This is a genomic window from Rhizobium sp. NPDC090279 (assembly GCF_044769665.1).
Taxonomy (GTDB): Bacteria; Pseudomonadota; Alphaproteobacteria; order Rhizobiales; family Rhizobiaceae; genus Rhizobium.
Genome location: NZ_JBIVYI010000008.1, coordinates 357670 through 375453 on the forward strand (window position 1 = coordinate 357670; position 17784 = coordinate 375453).

Here is a 17784-nt window from a genome sequence, read left to right on the forward strand (position 1 = left end):
GATGTTCACGTTAATGGATTGGCGGCGGTTCAGTTGCCGTGCTCGGTCCGCATCTGCTTCATCAGCGCCGCGAGCGCCTGCACGCCGGTGGCGATAGTACGTGGCGGTATGGCGCTGAAGCCGAGCACCACGCCCTTCTGCCTCACTGGAGTAATGGCGAAGCGGGAGACCGGGGAAATGAGGATACCGCGGTCCGCTGCCCGTTGCGCCACCTCGCCTTCGTTGAAGCCGTCGGCGAGCTGACCGATGGTGTGGAAGCCCGTCTCGCTGGGAGCGACCTCCATCAGGCCGCCCAAATGCTTCGACGCTTCGTCGACGAGCGCCTTGGCACGCTCGGCGTAGATCTGGCGCATCCGACGAATATGGCTTGCGAAATGACCGTGCTCGATAAAGCTGGCGACGATGGATTGCAGGCTCGCCGGCGCTCCCTGTAGCGTGGCGCCGGCGACGCGATGGAACACGTCAACGAGCTCCGGCGGTGCCAAGACGTAACCCAGGCGCAGGGCAGCGAACAACGACTTGGAAAAGCTGCCGACATAGATGACGCGGCCGGAGGTATCGACGCTCTTGAGCGTCGGTGGCGGATGACCGGAATAGTGGAACTCACCGACATAGTCATCCTCGATGATCCATGCACCGGCGCGCTCTGCGGCGCGAAGAAGCTCGAAACGGCGGGTAAGGCTCATCGTCACGCCGAGCGGGTGCTGGTGCGCAGGGGTGACGAAGGCGAGACGGAACTCCGGCGCAATCCGCAGTCCCTCGGCAACGTCGATACCTTCCTCGTCGATCGGCAGCGGCACGAGCCTGGCGCCCGATGAAATCAGGCTGTTGCGTGCCCCGATGGCGCCCGGATTTTCGATCCAGACCGTGTCACCCGGATCGAGCAGCATATTGCCGATGCGATTGAAGGCATCCTGCGCACCATTGAAGATAAAGACCTGTTCGGGATGGCATACGATGCCGCGATTGGCACGCAGATGGGTTGCGACTGCGCGCCGGAGTTCCATCGCACCTTCGGCCGGCGGATAGCCGAGCACGAGGCCTCTCGGCTGGCGCCAATAACGCGCCGCAAGGCTTGACCACAACGCCATCGGGAATTCGTCGAAGGCGGCCATGCCGGTGATGAAGGGACGCGGTGTCTCCGGATGCGAAATGCGCGGAAAATAATGCTCGGATGCTTCCGAGCTTAGATGCGCGAGACGAGGTGGTCGACGGTTGTCGCCATCACCGTCCGAGATGGACGACACGGGTTGGCCGTCGTGCAGGGCGTCCGCTACAAAAGCGCCGGCACCGATGCTGGAGCGGATCAGCCCCTCAGCGGTCAACTGCTCGTAGACGCTGATGGCTGTTGTCCGCGATATGCTCTGGTCGTTTGCAAGTGTCCGGCTCGAAGGCAGGCGCTGGCCGGGTTTCAGTTCTCCAGACAGGATCATTTCCCGCAATGCGCAACCAAGTTGCACGCTGATCGGCGTCTTCGAACTGCGATCAAAATGGAGTGTCGGCAGTAGCGCGCCTCCCGGATACTTCACCATGTGTTTTTGAGCCTCACTCCACCCGACGAAATTGGCCCGCTATTTTATCCAAAGTGGACCTTATGCCGCGCCGAATTTCTGATGAGTATCGTACCAATTCGCGATGCCCGGCGCCAGCGTCAATGCGACATCCGGTGTGTCGAGAACAATCCCGCATGTTATGCAACCTGAGTGAATGGCCATGAAGATCAAACGCATTGAGACCTTCTGCAACGAGTTCGTCGGCTTCGTCCGCTTGACCGACGAAACCGGAGCGCAGGGCTGGGGGCAGGTTTCGACCTATCACTCCGACATCACGGCGCAGGTGCTGCATCGGCAGGTGGCACCCTGGACGCTTGGGGTGGAGATTTCTGACCTTGATGACCATCTCGACCGCATCGCCGAACGCGAGCACAAGTTTCCCGGTTCCTATCTCTGCCGTGCCATGTGCGGGCTCGATACGGCGATCTGGGATATGCGGGGCAAGATTGCAGGCAAGCCGGTCGCGGCCCTTCTCGGAGGCTCCGCCGGGCCGCTGCGGGCCTATGCCTCGTCTATGAAGCGTGACATTACACCCATTCAGGAAGCCGAACGCTTCATGCGGCTGCGCGACGAATACGGCTTCAATGCCTTCAAGTTCAGGGTTGGCGCCGAATGCGGGCGCAACCAGGACGAATGGCCTGGTCGCACCGAGGAGATCATTCCGACGATCGCCAAGACGCTCGGCGGTCCCGGCGTCGATCTGCTGGCCGACGGCAATTCCTGCTATTCGCCGGCGCGCGCCATCGAAGTTGGCCGCATCATGGAGGATAACGGCCTCGCCCATTTCGAGGAGCCGTGCCCATACTGGCTGCTGGAGCAGACGAAGGAAGTGACCGACGCGCTCTCCATCGACGTGACCGGCGGAGAGCAGGACTGCGACCTGCAAGTCTGGAAACGCATGATCGACATGCGGGCGGTGGACATCGTACAGCCCGATATCTGCTATCTCGGCGGCATCAACCGCACCATGCGCGTCGTGCGCATGGCGGCGGATGCCGGATTGCCGGTCACGCCACATGCCGCCAATTGGTCGATGGTGACCCTCTTTACCATGCATCTGCTCCGCGCGATTCCGAATGGCGGCAAATATCTGGAATTCTCGATCGAAGGCGCTGACTATTATCCCTGGCAGTACGGGCTCTTCCGCAGGTCGCCCTATGACATCGTCGACGGCAAGGCCTACGTCACAGAGGAACCCGGTTGGGGCGTCGAAATTGACCCTGAATGGCTCGCCAAATCCACTTACCACGTTAGCGAGATGAACTAGGATGACAACGGAAACGCTGATTGCAGAGTATTTTGCATCCGGGGCCCTGCAGGGCTTGCCGCGGGACCATTTCATCGATGGTGCGTTCACGCGGGCTAGGGCCGGCCGCGCGATGGATACGTTCGACCCGGGCGCCGCGCGTGCGTTTCATAGCGTGGCTGCCGGGGATGCCAACGATGTCGATCATGCGGTGATTGCCGCAAAGCGTGCTCAGCGCGCCTGGGGCCGGATGAAGCCATCGGCACGTGGCGCGATCCTGCAGCGCGCGGCGCAGCTGATCCGTGCCGAGGCGGATCGCCTCGCCGTCGTCGAGAGCCTCGATAGTGGCAAGACGTTGACGGAAGCGGAAGGCGATGTGGCAGGTGCGGCTCGGTGCTTCGACTACTATGCTGGCGCGGCCGACAAGCTGCAGGGCGACAGCTTTCCGATCGGCCCCGATTACGTCGCCTTCTCCACGCGGGAGCCGGTTGGCGTCACGGCTCACATCATTCCCTGGAACTATCCCTTGTCGACGGCGGCTCGCGGTATCGCGCCGGCGTTGGCTGCAGGCTGCACCGTGGTTGCCAAACCCGCCGAGCAGACGCCGCTGACGGCATTGATGCTGGCGGATATCCTCTATCGCGCCGGCCTTCCCGCCGGCGCGTGCAATGTCGTGACCGGGACGGGGATTGAGGCCGGCTCGCCGCTCGTTACCCATCCCGACGTTCGTCATGTAACCTTCACCGGCTCCGTGCGCACGGGCGTCGGCGTCATGCAGGCAGCCGCACCGAACGTCACGAGCGTCGTGCTCGAACTCGGCGGCAAATCGCCGGTGGTCGTCATGGCGGACGCAAAGCTCGACGCGGCAATCGACGGCATCCTGGGTGCGATCTACGAAAATGCCGGGCAGATTTGCTCTGCCGGTTCGCGCCTCGTCGTAGAGCGCGCCGTGCATCATGAGCTCGTCGAGCGGCTGGCTGCCCGCGCCGCAACCCTGAAACTCGGGCACGGCCTGCGCCGCCCGGACGTCGGCGCGTTGAATTCCGCTGCACATCTGGAAAAAGTTGCCGGTTATGTGGAGGCGGCAAGGGCACGCGGCGTCGCGGTTGCCGCCGGCGGAACGCGGACAGTCGATCCGGAAACCGGCAAAGGCTGGTTCTTTCAGCCCACAATTCTCGACAAGGTCGCCTCCGAAGATCCGGTCATCCAGGAGGAAATCTTCGGGCCGGTGCTATCGGTTCAGGTGGTCGATGGCGAGGAGGAAGCGGTCGCCGTCGCCAACGGAACGCCATTCGGCCTGGTCGCCGGCATCTACACGCGCGATTTCGCCGCCGCCCATCGCATGGCCCGCGATATCGACGCGGGGCAAGTCTACATCAACGAGTATTTTGCCGGGGGCATCGAAGTGCCGTTCGGCGGCAACAAGCTTTCAGGCTTCGGCCGGGAGAAGGGGCTGGAGGCGCTTCGCAGCTACACGCGCGTTAAGAGCGTCGCTGCGAAGATTTCTGAATAGCAGATCAGAGTGGAACCCTGATCTGCGGAAAGTGGACCTTTTCGAAGGGCCAGTTTCGAACATGATGCAAACTACGCCTATGGGAAGGCGATCACGAGAGCGAATGCTCCGGAGTGAACAATCGGGAATACCCGAGGGCCGGTTGGGGCGGTCGCTAAAGGAGGACGATCATGAAGAAGCTTTCTATTGTTGCCGCCGCGACAACGGCGCTTGCATTGCTCATCGACACCGATATCGCGCAGGCGGAAACCTTGCGCCTTCTAACCTGGGGCGGTTACGCTCCGGACAATGTCGTGCAGCTGTTCGAGAAGGAAAATCCCGACATCGAGGTCGAGGTAACTCTCTCGAATAACGAGGAAATTATCGCGAAGCTTCGCGCCACCGGCGGCGCCGGATATGATTTGGCACAGCCGAGCCATGACCGTATTTTCGCGGCGCAGACGGAGTACAAGATCTACAAGCCAATGGATCTGTCGAAGATCAATACGTCGGAAATGGCGCCGAACCTCCTCGATGGAGTCAAGGCGAACGCCACGATTGACGGCAAGGTCTATGCTGTGCCGCATCAGTGGGGCACGTCCGGCCTGGTCGTCGACATTTCCAAGGCGCCGAGCGTCAAGGGATGGGATGACCTTTGCGATCCGCAGTACAAGGGTCGCACCTCGATGCGCCTGAGACGCACCATCCTGCTTGGCACCGCCTTCTCGCTCGGCATCGATCCCTTCGCGCTCTACGCCAAGCCGGACGAATACCAGAAGATGCTCGACAAGGTCACCGACAAGCTGATCTCGTGCAAGACCAACGTAAAGACCTACTGGAATGGCGGCGACGACCTGTCGACGCTGTTGCTTTCCGGCGAAGTGGTTGCCTCGGAAGCCTGGGACTCCACGGCCTTCAAGCTCTATGGCCAGAACCACAATATCGTCTACGTCCCGCCGAAGACCGGTGCGCTGGCCTGGATCGATACTTTTGCCATCCCGCGCAAGGGTCAGGCCGATGACGCCGCCTACAAGTGGATCAACTTCGTCATGCGTCCCGACATCGTCAAGCTCATGTCGAATTCCACGGGCGCGATCTCGGCTGTCAAGAACGGCATCGATCTGCTGCCGGACGACAAGAAGGCCGCAGTAAAGGCTGCCTTCAAGGACGAAGATCTCGCAAATCTCAAGTTCTTCGCCAACATTCCTCCGGGTATCGAGGACATGGAAGGCAAGTCGCTGGAACGCATCAAGGCGGCGACCTCGAATTGACGGGCAAAGCGGGGGCGGCTGCCGGCTGCCCTCGCTTTCGCCAAGATGCCAGCCTTCACGGTATCCAGCTGGGGCTGGCATGTTCCCATATGCATCCAGTGAACTGCGACGTGCTTCGATGCCGGCCCCATCGGGGGGATCGATGCAACGGACAACGACCGGAAAGCCTTAATGTACGATCTTCAATGCGAGGGCCTGACCAAGCAGTTCGGTGCCTATACCGCCGTCAGCGGCATCGACTTCGCCGTGCCGTCAGGTTCCTTTTTCTCCATCCTTGGGCCTTCCGGCTGCGGCAAGACCACGCTGATGCGCATGATTGCCGGCTTCGAAACACCGACAAGCGGCAACATCCGCATCAAGGGAAATTCGGTGCTGGCAACACCGCCGAACAAGCGCAACGTCAAGATGGTGTTCCAGCATCTGGCACTGTTTCCGATGATGAATGTCGGCGAGAATATCGCCTACGGACTGCGTTGCCGCGGCGAGAGCAAGGCGGATATCACCAGGAAGGTTCGCGCGGTGCTGGAGCGTATCGGCCTGCCGGGTGTCGAGGAGAAGCAGGTGTCGCAGCTATCCGGCGGGCAGAAGCAGCGTATTGCGATTGCGCGCTGCATGGTGCTGGAGCCCGACGTCCTGTTGCTTGACGAGCCGCTCGGCGCGCTCGATCTGAAGCTGCGCGAACGCATGAAGATCGAGCTCAAGCTGCTGCAGCACCAGTTCGACACCACCTTTCTCTACATCACCCACGATCAATCCGAGGCGCTGCTGATGTCGGACAATGTGGCCGTGATGAATGCCGGCCGCTTCGAGCAGATCGGCTCGCCGCAGGAGCTCTACAACAATCCGAAGACCGGTTTCGTGGCAGGCTTCGTCGGTGACAGCAACCGCTGGGCTGGCCGGGTGTCGCGTGTCGTCGACGGCATGGCCGAGGTCGAGATTGACGGCGGCAAGGCGGTCGTGCTTGCGGGCGATGACAAGGTTGTAGCCGGCGCCAAGATCGAGCTGTTCGTTCGTCCGGAGGTGATCGGGCTCGGCGCGGCGAGCGAAGGCAATCACCTCGCTGGTGTCGTCGATAGTCTGCTCTTCAATGGGGCGGCAAGCCGCGTGCTGGTGCGCGTGGGTGGCGGCGCTCTGATCGAGGTCGGCCACGCCGTCAGGGGTGAAACGACGGCGATCGCGCCGGGTGACGCGGTGACCGTCGGCTGGCGCCATGAGCACGGCCGCTGTTTCAGTGTCGCGGGATGACGCCCATGCCTCGCACCGACATCGGCAAACTCTCCCTCATCATGCTGTTTGCGCCCTTTGCGCTCTGGATCGGACTGCTTATCGTCCTGCCGCAGATCGGCATCGGCTATCTGTCGTTGCGAGAAAAGCTGGGCCCGGGGGAATATACGTTCGGCTTTTCCAATTACGTCGATTTTTTCCGCGAGCCGGTCTATTGGAATACGCTGTTGCGCACGGCCTGGATGTCGATCCTTGTGACTGTCATGGCGCTTCTGGTAGGTTTCCCTGTCGCTTATTACATCGCCAAGATCGCTCGCCGCCGTTCGCGGGCGGGTCTTTTTCTGATGTGTCTCATCCCGCTCTGGGTGAGCGACCTCGTACGCGCCTTTGGCTGGATCGTGCTTTTGCGCGAAACGGGACTTGTCTCGAAGTTGCTCCAGACGCTGGGGCTCGTGCATGGTCCGATCGAGCTGCTCTACAATGACGTCACCGTCATCATCGGCCTCGTCTATACCGTCGTCCTGTTCATGATCGTACCGCTCGTCTCGACGCTCGACGGCATGGACGATTCCCTGATCGAGGCGGGCTACAATCTTGGTGGCAGCCGGTTCACGGTCTTCCGCCGGATCGTCGTCCCCTATGCGGTGCCGGGCATCGTCGCCGGCTGCATTATCGTCTTCATGCTGACAGCCGGAAGCTACCTGACGCCGATCCTGCTCGGCGGCAAGAACAGCATGTGGTTCACCGAACAGATCTACGATCAGTTTGTGACACGCTACAATTGGGAATCCGGTGCTACCTTCGGTGTGCTGCTGCTTTTCTTCACCTCACTCGTCGTCTGGCTCGGCCTGCGCCTCACCGGCCAGAGCCTCGCCTCCACCGTTGCGAAGGAATAGCGATGAACGTTGCAGCACCCCAATCACGTCTCCTGCGCTGGGTCTACCGCGGGTACATGTTTGCCTTCTTCGTCTATCTGGCCGCGCCGCTGGTGGCGGCCGGCATGTTTGCCTTCAACGATTCGCTCTTTCCGGCGCTGCCCTGGAACGGCTTCACTCTCGACTGGTTTTTCGGAACGACCGAGCCGAAGCTCGGTATGTTTCACGACAGGCGGCTGTTACAAGGGCTGGGTAACTCCTTCATCATCGGGCTGATCGTCTCGGCAATGGCGGTTGCGGCCGGCACATCGAATGCCTTTCTGTTCGAGCGCAAGCAATTCCCGGGCAAAAGCTTTTTCTATGTGCTGATGATTGTGCCGTTGGTCATTCCAGGCGTGATCCTTGGTATCTCCATCCTTGTCTTTGCAAGCATGATCGCTAATGGGCTCGAGGACAATTTGGACGTCTCCCTGGACTTCCTGCGTCCGGGCACCTTGCTCGTCATCCTGGGACAGTTTTCGTTCCTCACCACGATAACGACACTGGTGATTGGTGCCCGACTGCGCAAGTTCGACATTGCGCTTGAGGAAGCCGCCTCAAATCTGGGTGCTACTCGCGCGCGCGTACTCAAAACAGTGACGTTGCCCTATCTGGCTCCGGCCCTATTTTCCGCCTTCGTCGTTGCTTTCCTCGTGTCGTTCGAAAACTTCAACACGACCTTGATGCTGGTCGGCTCCGACTCTCCGTTGACGATCACCATGTACGATCGCATGGTCAAAGTCGGCTCGACGCCGGTCTTGAACGCTGTGTCCTTCGTGCTCATGGTCGGTTCCGGCCTTTTGGCGTTGCTAAGTGTTGTCGTCCAGCGCGACAAGAGACACAAGGCTTAAGCCATCGCCGGCGATGCCAATATCGTCTGGTTGACCCGGAACGAGCTCGTGCTTGAACAAGCCAAGGCGACCTTTGCAGCCGGCTTGTTAGAGGCAAGGGCGGAATTCCTTCGGCTAAGCCAAGATGCTGAGGGCGAATAAGTCTGAGATGTCTTCGTGAAGGGACCGGCTACCAGTCCCGGCCCGCCTGTAGGGCGAAGCGATCGATAAGCCAGGCCGCGGCCGGCCCCGGCGGCGTTTCCGTTCGATAGATGGCCTGCATCGCATAGAAGCCGCGACCCCATTCGGGCAGGCGGATTTGCCTGAGGCGTCCAGCTTTGATATCCGCGCGGATCATGGGTTCCGGCATGCTGCCCCAACCAATGCCGGCAAGCAGCAAAGCATGCTTAGAACCTAGATCCGAGAGCCGCCAAGTTCGATTTCCAACGACGCCAAGGTCCTTGCCTTCCGTCAAGGTGGATCTGTCGGCCAGCACGAGCTGAACATGATCCCTGGCAGCACCCGGCGGAATTGAGTTGCTCTTGGCCAGCGGGTGGGTCGGTGCGGCAACCGGGATCAGTTCAACGCCGCCGATATGAACCTGCTCGAGGCCGGACAGCGACTTATGTTCGGGGCCGCTGATACCCACCGTGGCAACGCCCGAAAGAACGAGCTGGGTAACCGCGCCGAGCGCCTCGGCATGCAGCCTTAGGGTGACGGTGGGGAATTCCTGTTCGAACGCCTGCGCCGCATCAACCACGCGGCTCGTCGGAAGCATGACGTCGACGACGAGAGAGACTTCGGACTCCAGACCTCCGAGCATGCCTCTGATTTTAGCGCGCAAGCTATCGACGCCGATCGAGACGGTGCGTACTTCGGAGAGAACGGACGCCCCGATCGTCGTCAAGACAGGTTTGCGTGTTCGATTGCGATCGAACAGCTGGACGCCAAGCTGCTGTTCGAGAGTGGCGATCGTGTAGCTCACCGCCGATGTAGCCCTTCCAAGCTTTCGGCCTGCGGCGGCAAAGCTGCCTGCCTCGACGATAGTCAGAAAGACCTGCAACTGGTCGAGGCTTGGTTGACCGGGGCCATACATTTCAAATTCCTTGAACGTTATAACCAGTATTTTACGGGTATTTTTTATCAATGGGAATGCCTAGTTTTCCGACCGGACAGTGAAGGTCTTCGGTTGACCGATCCCTTCAGCCAATCACAGGTCCTGAAGCGGGCCCGTGTCTCCTCAAGAACACTAGGGATTTATCATGAATGCGCAGTCCTCTTATGTGCCCGCCTTTGGCCGCCTGCTGATCGCGGCGATCTTCATTTTCAGCGGCCTTGGCAAGATCGCCGCTCCGGCGATGACCCAGGGCTATATCGGCTCAGTCGGCCTGCCTGCGCCGCTCCTGGCCTATCTGGCCGCGATCCTTGTCGAAATCGGCGGCGGCATCCTGCTGGTGATCGGCTTCCGGACACGCATCGTAGCATTGGTGATGGCAGGTTTCACGGTCGTGACCGCGTTGTTCTTTCATCATGATTTCACGGACCAGAACCAAATGATCCACTTTCTGAAGAATGTCGCCATGGCCGGCGGTCTTCTTCAGGTCGTTGCCTTCGGGGCCGGTGCATTCAGCCTCGATGGCCGTCAGTCCGGAAGGGTCGCCGCATGAGGCGCACGCCTGAACTGCTGGACGCGCACCCAGGCGAGATGTTTTCCGAGCCTACGCCCCTGACGTTTCCTGACCGGAATATTGAAGCTGAAGAACCGGTTCGCCCGCCGGCAGCGGAAGCGTCATGGGCGGCATTGGTGGCGATCGGCGTTGGAGCCTTCGCCCTCGTGACGACCGAATTCCTGCCCATAGGCCTGCTTCCGCGGATCGCACGCGATATGACCGTGACGGAAGGGCAAGCCGGATTGGCCATGACGAAGTCGGGGCTGCTTGCCGCCGCTGCCGCGCCGAGCAGTATCTGGCTCGCGGGCAAGTTGGATCGACGCAAGGTGCTGCTCTTTCTCCTGGGGATACTCCTGGTCGCGAATCTCATCGTCGCGGTGGCGCCGACATTCCTGGTCATCCTGCTCGGCCGCGTTCTTCTCGGCGCGACGGTCGGTGCATTCTGGACGATTGCAGGGCCGCTCGGCCCCCGGTTGAAGCCGGGTCCGCGGGCGGGTCTTGCGACAGCGATCATCCTGTCCGGGGTTTCGCTCGGAACGGTAGCGGGCGTTCCGGCAGGCGCCCTCATCGGTGAGCTCGTCGGTTGGCGGTTCACATTCGCCCTATCGGCGATTGTGGCCGTTTTGGTACTTGTGGCCGTTGCGCTGCTGGTGCCGTCCCTCCCGGCAAAGAGCGCCGGCGGACCCGGTGACCTCTATCGGGTTTTGGGAAACCGGATGGTTCAGTTCGGTCTCGCCGGAATTATCCTGTCGTTCATCGGTCAGTTCGCCGGCTACACGTACATCACACCGTTTCTGCTAAAAGTTGCGCGCGTCGATCCTTCGACGATCAGCGCCGTCCTGTTTGGATTCGGGCTGGTTGGGGTCGCCGGCAATCTTCTTGGTGGCTGGGCGGTGGGAAAGAGCCTTCGTTGGGCGTTAGTCGGTACTCTGACGCTGCTCGGCGCTTCCGTGCTGCTGTTGATCTTGACCGGGTCCCATCCAGCCGTGGCAATCCCACTGGTGTTGGTATGGGGTCTTGGCTTCGGCATGCAGCCAATCGTCATGCAGAACTGGATGTTCAATGCTGCGCCCGACCAATTGGAGGGTGTTCAGGCGGTTCTGGTCTCGGCTGCCCAGGCCTCGATTGGAAGCGGTGCCCTGGTCGGGGGACTCGTGTTCGACCAATTTGGTCCGAATGCCGCTTTCGGCGTCGCTGCCGCCACCGCGTTTCTGACGGCGGCAATGTTCGGTGTTCGAAACGCCGGGCGATGACTGTATTTGTTCGCGCGCAAGCGTGAGGGGAGGGGCCGCCCGGAGGCGTTCCTGTCTTGGCCTTGCATACTAAACTGTCCGAGCATCAGTTCTCACCCGATCTGTGCGGCTGCGCAGGTTCTTGTCCCACTCGAATGAATAGGCTGTCATGAAAATGCTGGTTCCGCTTGATGTTGTAAAGGAGTTCTCGCGCCGTGCCGCCACCGCTGAAAACGTGGCCGATGTCGAGGAGTTGGTTAGCGACAATGCAGATTGGCTCATTGTCGGAGATCGGAAGATCGTGCCCTGGGCCGGTCGTTGGACCGGCAAGGCCGGGGTCTCGCAATTCTATGCCACACTTCGTCGGGAGACAGTCAATGAGCGCTTTGACGTGAAGGACGTCGTTGCCCAAGACAAGAGGGTGCTCATCATTGGAGAGCTGGCGACCCGCGTGAAGCGGACCAGCAAGCTCATCGAATGTGAGTTCGTATTCGACTTCATCGTAGACAATGGGCTGATCACCCGATTTCGCCCGTTTGAAGACAGCAATGCCGTGGTGGTCGCCTGTAGTTGAACTACCGAGACTCTCCTGCCTGTGTTCCCCTGCATAACCGCATGGGGAACGCAGGCAATTGCCATTTGGAAGACGATATTGTCGTTAATCAACACGGCTTCCGTACAATTCCGCTGATCCGCAGATCAATCCACTGCATAAACTGGAAGCAAACGGCGGTGGGTCTGCGCACTTTCTTGATCAAGGTCTGTATGCCAACGGCTATAATTTAGACGGCAATGGTTCATATCCCTTCAAGAGCAAGCAGACGAACGTGTCTATGATTTGATGTCGACCGTATATGAATAAGCCGATATCAGTATCAGACTCGCCTCAAGCACGGTCGTGAGTTTTGGCGCGGTGCCGGCAAGATTTCGCCAAAGATGCATAAGTTGCAAAAGGCTGGGACGATACGCAGGCGATCGGGATATCTCCGAGAGGAGAAGTCTGAATGCGTATGAAAGCCTAGAGGGACGTCTGCGCTGTCAGGATGACCGAAAATGCCCACGCCATGGGCCGGGCCCGGAGCGTGCGACGTCCGTACAGACACGAATGAGCGTTGGCTCGATACTCCCTATAAAGCCGGCATGCCACCCATGCACATTTTCAATGTGTCGTGGAAAGTACAAGCCAATCATCATCGTTTACGGACGCCATCATGGCGCATGCGTCGTCTAAGGCGTTACTTTCTTTCAGTCGTTTCCATGCATATTGCGCCGCGTCGGCTCGTGAAGGCGGACCAAGGACTGAGCGGTCGATCTTGTTCTTTAGCTTTCTTGCCACACTGGGAGGCGTCCAGCCGCCTGTGTGGCGGAATGCTCCCGGCGGTAGGTGGCGGGCAGTGCTGGCATATCGGTGGAGCATGGTCTCAATGGGTTGACCATGGATGAGGAAGTTGATCTCGTCAGCCGACCAATCAAGTTCCGGCAATTGCGTTGCAAGCAGATGGTGGTTCGTATCGCTGCTTGAGCTCAGTGTTGTGATTGAGATGAAATGGGGAGCAAGTAGGAGCAGGGCCGCGAGCCCTGGACTAATATGCGGCGGCTGCAGCCAGGACGAAACGGCACCGTCCGGATGAAGATGAAATGCGGCATGAAGATCCCCACGGTCGGCGATCATTGCATAATGGGCAAATGCCATGGTCGACAGGCCACTCCTGTCTCCGGCTTCCCATTGTGCTACGAGGTCTCGAACATTGGCTTCAAGGGCCGATGTGATGCCGCAGCGGAAAGCATGGTGAATGACTGCCATATCAAATCCTTTCCTAAAAGGACCGCCGGTTCGCGACGGCCGGCGGATAGAGCGACGGATGGTGTTCATGAACTTAGAGTGTTCTCAGGCGGAGTCTATTGGGCGGCGCAATTGGGCAAGAGCCCGTTGACTACAGTCACGCCCGAGCCGCCGGTCGTGGCAAGACTTTGAAATCCCGCTGCTGCGACTCTGCTTGCCGCATTGTTGCTTGAAGGCGGATTCTGAATTTCCGTCTTGGCGATGCTCCAATGGCCGGGTGGGTTGTCGTCGAAGGTGATATTCCACGGGAAGGGTCTTGGGTTGTCGCCGGGAGCTCCGTTGACCGGGATGCCCGGATTGCCGACGGGAACCTGGGTCCCGACCAGCGGATTGACCAGATTGCCGAGATCGACCTTGACGAGGCACTGGGCGTCCGGTAGCCCGGCTCTGGCGGCGTTGTCGTCCACGAAGTGGAAGAATGACAATGTCGGGACCGGCTGACCGCTGACCCCGAAATTGGCAGCATTCCAGACGACGACGCCTCCGGCATTGGCTGTGACGCTACGATAGACGGGATAGGCGTACACCGCCGTTCCAGCGCCCAGTGCGACGATCGTGCTCAGTGTTGCCGCAAGGATGCGGATGCGTAATTTGGCAATTTGCATTTCCATCTCCTTAAGTTGCAGTGAAACTCACGCTCCCGGCAGCATGCAGGCAGCGCTGACCGTCAGCGGCTGCTGATGGACCTCTTGTGGCGGCGAGCGATGGCCCGTCTTCGCCAAGTCTCAGGATGTTGGCGGAAGCGCTCCGGCGCTTCGGTTACTCAAATTGGATATTGTTGCGCGATGCCGGTCGCGGCCTTGGATCACGGCCCGCCTTGCGTCGAAAATATTCCATTGGAGTTGTAGGTGGCGATGATCGTCCCGAAGCCCGTGGTGAAATCACAGCGCGCCGAATTGCTTTCGTCATAGTCCACGATATCGCCAGTGGCCTTGTAGCCCGTCTTTACGAAGAAGATCTGTTCCGGGGTGCAGTTCAACGTGGCGTTCGGAACGGGCGCGATGAAGCTCGACAGGATGACTGTTTGATCGGCCTTCATTGCGGCCACGCCACAGACGAGTTCCGGTAGCGGTGTCGGCGTGTAGGCCGGTACCTTGATGGCAAATGCCCCGGCGGGAATCCCCGCTTGGTAAAGGGGCGTCGACAATGCCAGCGGATCGGCCGTCAGCTCCGTGAAATTCGCAGGCGAACCGCCGCCTGATCCGTCGCTGAGCGCGATCGGCCGCGCGGTCGATGTGGTGCTGACCGCGAACCGAGAAACTCCGGGCGAGATCGATGCCTTAAATTGTGTAGGCGGTATCGGTGCGGCAGTGCTGATTGCGCCTGCGTAGATTTGCTTATCCAGTCCGAATACGATCTGGGCACCGGAGCCCTGGTAGTTGCCGACGCTTTGGCAGCCTAGACTGCTGCTGAAAATTGAGCCGGCACTCACCGGCGGCTGGAACGTTGCGCGCTTCTGGAAGACGTAGAAGTACAGCGCATTCTGCGAGAGATTCCGAACGATGATCTTATAGGATGAACTGGACATGGTGCTCTCACAATCGCGTTTGAGGTCGGGCCTGTCCGCCGCCCGTCTGGGCGGCGGACGCCACGGCGGTGGCGCATGCGGGTGAAGGAGGGGAGGGCGGCGGCTTTTCACCCGCATGGCCGGCCGGCGCCTACTGAAGCTGCGTGCTCCAGTTCCCGTTGGCGAGCAGGCTGACGTTGCACACCGTGAAGCCGCCGGTGAAATCGGAAAGAGCCGCGTTCACGCTCGACTGAGTGAAGTTCATGACGTTGCCCGGCGTGTAGGAGCCGGTCTGGACGAAATATTTCAAGATCGGCTGGCAATCGATGTTGTTCATCGGGCTTGCCTGCACGAAGTTTGACAGCACGATGCCGCCGTTGACCGCAACCGCAGAGCCGACATTGTAGTAGGGCGGAGAGGTGAAGCTTGGCGTCGTGATGCGGAAGGCCCCCGGCTGCACACCCTGGCCGTTGATCGGTGCGGAGAGGCCGAGCGGTGTCACCGTCGCGGTTGTCCAATCATTCGGCGCGCCGCCTCCGGTACTGGGAGCGAGCTCGATTGCACGGCTGGCCGAGGCGTAACCCGATGAGGAGCCGACCTGCGGCGGTGTATTCGCCTGCTGAATGCCGGCGTAATACTGCAGATTGACCTGGAAGGTCAGTATCCCGCCCGTGGCGTCGTAATTGCCAAGGGATTGCGAATGGAGGCTGTTCGAATAAACCTGCCCGCCGCCGGTATAGATCGCCGGTTGCTGGAAGAAATAGAAATTCTGCGTCTGGGGCTGGAAGTTCTTCACGTTGATGGTCAGCAATGTAGACATAGTCGCCAATCCTTTTGGGTTGAGAGTAAGGCACAGGGTCTCGCCCACGACAGAGGTCAACTTGCCTCTCGCTGTCCGATCATTCGGTAGTGATGTTTGAAACCCTGATTAGAAATATCTTATATACTGGTCATCTAATCAACCTGAAGCTGTTGAGCGGAAGGTGAAAATGCGAGCTAAATTGCGCTCAGCGCAACGGTTGTTCCGGAGGGATCGCCTGAAGCAGATTGATAAGGCCGGCCCGTATCATCGCGGACCGGCTGCGCAGCGCGAGCACCCATTGAAGTTCGGTCTGGGAGATTGTGCTGTTCTTGTGCCACTCCATAGTGCCGCGCCCGAGCAGCAACCAGTCGAGTGAGACATCCAGCAGCTGGGCAAGCGCACAGGCGCTTTCCAGCGAAGTGTGGCCACCATTCTGCCAACGCGAGACGGCGGCGACGGACACATTCAGTTCAGCGGCGAGCGCATGCACCTTGCGGATCTCGCGCCGAGATATTGCCTCTCGGACACGTCTGCCACGGGCGGGATCGTGAGCCACTATGAAGTCTCCCTATGTTTGCGTTGTTGAAACAAAGCAGCCATAGGGAATTTTAGGCACATCAAATATTAGATGTTGCTTATGGTTATTGGGCGGCAAAGCTCAAGGAACGATGCCCGTCTTCCTGCACGGTATGCGGGAAATCCAAACATTCCCTGTTGATCGTAATTGCAGGCGTAGAATCCGAAGCGAGGCTGCCAAATCGATGCGGATTGAGGGAAGAAGAAAGGACAATTTCTCGAATCTTTCCGAAATTCCGGCAAGGCCTTTCATTGTATGCGATAGGAGTAGATCCCTTCTCCTTGAGATCGACCACGCAGGATGTGCCAAAAAAAGACCTGCGAACTGAACGATGTTGGTGTAGTCCGCGACCGATCGCACAGTTATTTCGGGGCGATTTGGCCCAACCGGAATCGACCCGCTAACTACCGTCGCATCAGTCGTTTGAACGCCATTGAAAACGGCAGCCAGGCATGAGTGTCCGATATGTTCACTCTTTTCCCTTGAGGTCGTCTTTTTGGAAATTTCTTTCTCCTCATTCTCATTAGTCCACTTAATTTATAGACTAAAGTCAATTTGGAGAGAGTGGCAATGATCATCGAAAAGTCCGAAAGTGGTCTGGGAAGACGGGATCTGCTGAAACTGTCCGCGGTGGCCGGGGTCGCCGTCGCTGGCGCTTCGCTGATCGGGCAGAAACCCGTTTTCGCAGCCGATGGAGAACTGTCACTGAAAGGCAAGCGCATTGCCATCAGCGCGACCGGAACCGACCACTTCTTCGACCTGCAGGCCTATAATGCGCAGATCGATGAGGTGAGGCGCCTCGGCGGCGAGCCGATCGCGGTGGATGCAGGGCGCAATGACGGCAAACTGGTCTCGCAGTTGCAGACGCTGATTGCCCAGAAGCCGGATGCGATCGTTCAGATCCTCGGCACGTTGAGCGTCATCGACCCCTGGCTGAAGAAGGCGCGCGATGCCGGCATTCCGGTTCTGACCGTCGACGTTGGTTCGACCAATTCGATCAACAACACCACCTCCGACAACTGGGGCATCGGCAAGGACCTGGCGCTGCAGCTCGTCTCCGATATCGGCGGTGAAGGCAATATTGTCGTCTTCAACGGCTTCTATGGCGTGACCCCTTGCGCAATCCGCTACGACCAGCTGGTCAATGTGGTCAAATATTTCCCGAAGGTGAAAATCCTCCAGCCGGAATTGCGGGATGTCATCCCGAACACCGTGCAGGATGCTTTCACCCAGATCACCGCAATCCTGAACAAATATCCGGAAAAGGGGTCGATCAAGGCGATTTGGTCGGCGTGGGATATTCCGCAGCTCGGTGCGACGCAGGCTCTTGCCGCTGCTGGTCGTACCGAAATTCGCACCTACGGCGTCGATGGCAGCCCCGAAGTGCTACAGCTCATCGCCGATCCGAAATCGCCGGCCGGCGCCGATGTCGCTCAACAGCCGGCGGAAATCGGCCGCACCGCCGTCCGCAACGTCGCCAAATTGCTTGCGGGCCAGACGCTGCCGCGGGAGACCTACGTTCCGGCACTTCTGGCCAACAAGGCCAATGTCGCAGAGGTCACCAAGAAACTCGGCATCGGCTGACAATCCGCGGCTGACAATCCGCTCCGGGCAATCCTGTCA

17 protein-coding genes are annotated in these 17784 nt (G+C 59.6%); 10 read left to right on the forward strand and 7 right to left on the reverse strand.

Annotated features, from left to right (window positions below; genetic code table 11):
* Positions 1–29: 29 nt before the first annotated feature.
* A complete protein-coding gene (locus ACIQWP_RS21630) occupies positions 30–1532 on the reverse strand; it encodes a PLP-dependent aminotransferase family protein (protein ID WP_402791895.1) in 1503 nt (500 codons plus the stop codon).
* A gap of 181 nt (positions 1533–1713) precedes the next feature.
* Between ACIQWP_RS21630 and ACIQWP_RS21635 the strand changes: the two genes are divergently transcribed.
* From ACIQWP_RS21635 to ACIQWP_RS21660, 6 genes are all read left to right on the forward strand, one after another.
* Entirely contained in the window at positions 1714–2820 is a 1107-nt protein-coding gene (locus ACIQWP_RS21635; RefSeq protein ID WP_402791898.1) for a mandelate racemase/muconate lactonizing enzyme family protein, read from the forward strand.
* Position 2821: 1 nt separating this feature from the next.
* Positions 2822–4312 (forward strand): aldehyde dehydrogenase family protein, encoded by a 1491-nt coding sequence (locus tag ACIQWP_RS21640; protein ID WP_402791901.1) that lies wholly within the window; start codon positions 2822–2824, stop codon positions 4310–4312.
* Positions 4313–4482: 170 nt separating this feature from the next.
* Positions 4483–5562 (forward strand): extracellular solute-binding protein, encoded by a 1080-nt coding sequence (locus ACIQWP_RS21645; protein ID WP_402791904.1) that lies wholly within the window; start codon positions 4483–4485, stop codon positions 5560–5562.
* Between the two features lie 171 nt (positions 5563–5733).
* On the forward strand, positions 5734–6807 hold the full coding sequence (locus tag ACIQWP_RS21650) for an ABC transporter ATP-binding protein (RefSeq protein WP_402791907.1): 1074 nt from the start codon (positions 5734–5736) through the stop codon (positions 6805–6807).
* 5 nt (positions 6808–6812) lie between these two features.
* Positions 6813–7682: an ABC transporter permease gene (locus tag ACIQWP_RS21655; RefSeq protein WP_402791910.1), complete on the forward strand. Its 870-nt coding sequence runs from the start codon at positions 6813–6815 to the stop codon at positions 7680–7682.
* A 2-nt stretch (positions 7683–7684) separates the two neighbouring features.
* Entirely contained in the window at positions 7685–8551 is an 867-nt protein-coding gene (locus ACIQWP_RS21660) for an ABC transporter permease (protein WP_402791913.1), read from the forward strand.
* A gap of 169 nt (positions 8552–8720) precedes the next feature.
* On the opposite strand, the gene ACIQWP_RS21665 is transcribed toward ACIQWP_RS21660, so the two are convergent.
* A complete protein-coding gene (locus ACIQWP_RS21665; RefSeq protein ID WP_402791916.1) occupies positions 8721–9626 on the reverse strand; it encodes a LysR family transcriptional regulator in 906 nt (301 codons plus the stop codon).
* Positions 9627–9792: 166 nt separating this feature from the next.
* On the opposite strand from ACIQWP_RS21665, the gene ACIQWP_RS21670 reads away from it, so the two are divergent.
* From ACIQWP_RS21670 to ACIQWP_RS21680, 3 genes are all read left to right on the forward strand, one after another.
* A complete protein-coding gene (locus ACIQWP_RS21670) occupies positions 9793–10197 on the forward strand; it encodes a DoxX family protein (protein WP_402791919.1) in 405 nt (134 codons plus the stop codon).
* Positions 10194–11453 (forward strand): MFS transporter, encoded by a 1260-nt coding sequence (locus ACIQWP_RS21675; RefSeq protein WP_402791921.1) that lies wholly within the window; start codon positions 10194–10196, stop codon positions 11451–11453. The genes ACIQWP_RS21670 and ACIQWP_RS21675 overlap by 4 nt, the downstream gene beginning before the upstream one ends.
* Positions 11454–11601: 148 nt before the next feature.
* Entirely contained in the window at positions 11602–12006 is a 405-nt protein-coding gene (locus tag ACIQWP_RS21680; protein ID WP_402791924.1) for a nuclear transport factor 2 family protein, read from the forward strand.
* A gap of 585 nt (positions 12007–12591) precedes the next feature.
* Here the strand turns inward: ACIQWP_RS21680 and ACIQWP_RS21685 are convergent.
* From ACIQWP_RS21685 to ACIQWP_RS21705, 5 genes are all read right to left on the reverse strand, one after another.
* On the reverse strand, positions 12592–13236 hold the full coding sequence (locus ACIQWP_RS21685) for a hypothetical protein (protein WP_402791926.1): 645 nt from the start codon (positions 13234–13236) through the stop codon (positions 12592–12594).
* Positions 13237–13331: 95 nt separating this feature from the next.
* Entirely contained in the window at positions 13332–13880 is a 549-nt protein-coding gene (locus ACIQWP_RS21690; RefSeq protein WP_402791929.1) for a hypothetical protein, read from the reverse strand.
* A 200-nt stretch (positions 13881–14080) separates the two neighbouring features.
* Positions 14081–14920: a hypothetical protein gene (locus tag ACIQWP_RS21695; RefSeq protein WP_402791932.1), complete on the reverse strand. Its 840-nt coding sequence runs from the start codon at positions 14918–14920 to the stop codon at positions 14081–14083.
* Between the two features lie 13 nt (positions 14921–14933).
* A complete protein-coding gene (locus tag ACIQWP_RS21700; RefSeq protein ID WP_402791935.1) occupies positions 14934–15602 on the reverse strand; it encodes a hypothetical protein in 669 nt (222 codons plus the stop codon).
* A 187-nt stretch (positions 15603–15789) separates the two neighbouring features.
* The gene (locus ACIQWP_RS21705; RefSeq protein WP_402791938.1) at positions 15790–16140 is read right to left on the reverse strand and encodes a helix-turn-helix domain-containing protein; all 351 of its coding nucleotides are present in this window, start codon (positions 16138–16140) and stop codon (positions 15790–15792) included.
* A gap of 591 nt (positions 16141–16731) precedes the next feature.
* On the opposite strand from ACIQWP_RS21705, the gene ACIQWP_RS21710 reads away from it, so the two are divergent.
* Positions 16732–17745: a sugar ABC transporter substrate-binding protein gene (locus ACIQWP_RS21710; RefSeq protein ID WP_402791941.1), complete on the forward strand. Its 1014-nt coding sequence runs from the start codon at positions 16732–16734 to the stop codon at positions 17743–17745.
* The last annotated feature ends 39 nt before the right edge of the window (positions 17746–17784 follow it).

What these genes read in the sequence shown, in the direction of transcription:
- ACIQWP_RS21685 (WP_402791926.1), bottom strand. Translation starts at nt 13,236, where the DNA reads ATGGCAGTCATTCACCATGCTTTCCGCTGCGGCATCACATCGGCCCTT.
- ACIQWP_RS21660 (WP_402791913.1), top strand. Translation starts at nt 7,685, where the DNA reads ATGAACGTTGCAGCACCCCAATCACGTCTCCTGCGCTGGGTCTACCGC.
- ACIQWP_RS21670 (WP_402791919.1), top strand. Translation starts at nt 9,793, where the DNA reads ATGAATGCGCAGTCCTCTTATGTGCCCGCCTTTGGCCGCCTGCTGATC.
- ACIQWP_RS21675 (WP_402791921.1), top strand. Translation starts at nt 10,194, where the DNA reads ATGAGGCGCACGCCTGAACTGCTGGACGCGCACCCAGGCGAGATGTTT.
- ACIQWP_RS21640 (WP_402791901.1), top strand. Translation starts at nt 2,822, where the DNA reads ATGACAACGGAAACGCTGATTGCAGAGTATTTTGCATCCGGGGCCCTG.
- ACIQWP_RS21690 (WP_402791929.1), bottom strand. Translation starts at nt 13,880, where the DNA reads ATGCAAATTGCCAAATTACGCATCCGCATCCTTGCGGCAACACTGAGC.
- ACIQWP_RS21655 (WP_402791910.1), top strand. Translation starts at nt 6,813, where the DNA reads ATGCCTCGCACCGACATCGGCAAACTCTCCCTCATCATGCTGTTTGCG.
- ACIQWP_RS21630 (WP_402791895.1), bottom strand. Translation starts at nt 1,532, where the DNA reads ATGGTGAAGTATCCGGGAGGCGCGCTACTGCCGACACTCCATTTTGAT.
- ACIQWP_RS21695 (WP_402791932.1), bottom strand. Translation starts at nt 14,920, where the DNA reads ATGCGGGTGAAAAGCCGCCGCCCTCCCCTCCTTCACCCGCATGCGCCA.
- ACIQWP_RS21645 (WP_402791904.1), top strand. Translation starts at nt 4,483, where the DNA reads ATGAAGAAGCTTTCTATTGTTGCCGCCGCGACAACGGCGCTTGCATTG.
- ACIQWP_RS21680 (WP_402791924.1), top strand. Translation starts at nt 11,602, where the DNA reads ATGAAAATGCTGGTTCCGCTTGATGTTGTAAAGGAGTTCTCGCGCCGT.
- ACIQWP_RS21650 (WP_402791907.1), top strand. Translation starts at nt 5,734, where the DNA reads ATGTACGATCTTCAATGCGAGGGCCTGACCAAGCAGTTCGGTGCCTAT.
- ACIQWP_RS21700 (WP_402791935.1), bottom strand. Translation starts at nt 15,602, where the DNA reads ATGTCTACATTGCTGACCATCAACGTGAAGAACTTCCAGCCCCAGACG.
- ACIQWP_RS21710 (WP_402791941.1), top strand. Translation starts at nt 16,732, where the DNA reads ATGATCATCGAAAAGTCCGAAAGTGGTCTGGGAAGACGGGATCTGCTG.
- ACIQWP_RS21635 (WP_402791898.1), top strand. Translation starts at nt 1,714, where the DNA reads ATGAAGATCAAACGCATTGAGACCTTCTGCAACGAGTTCGTCGGCTTC.
- ACIQWP_RS21665 (WP_402791916.1), bottom strand. Translation starts at nt 9,626, where the DNA reads ATGTATGGCCCCGGTCAACCAAGCCTCGACCAGTTGCAGGTCTTTCTG.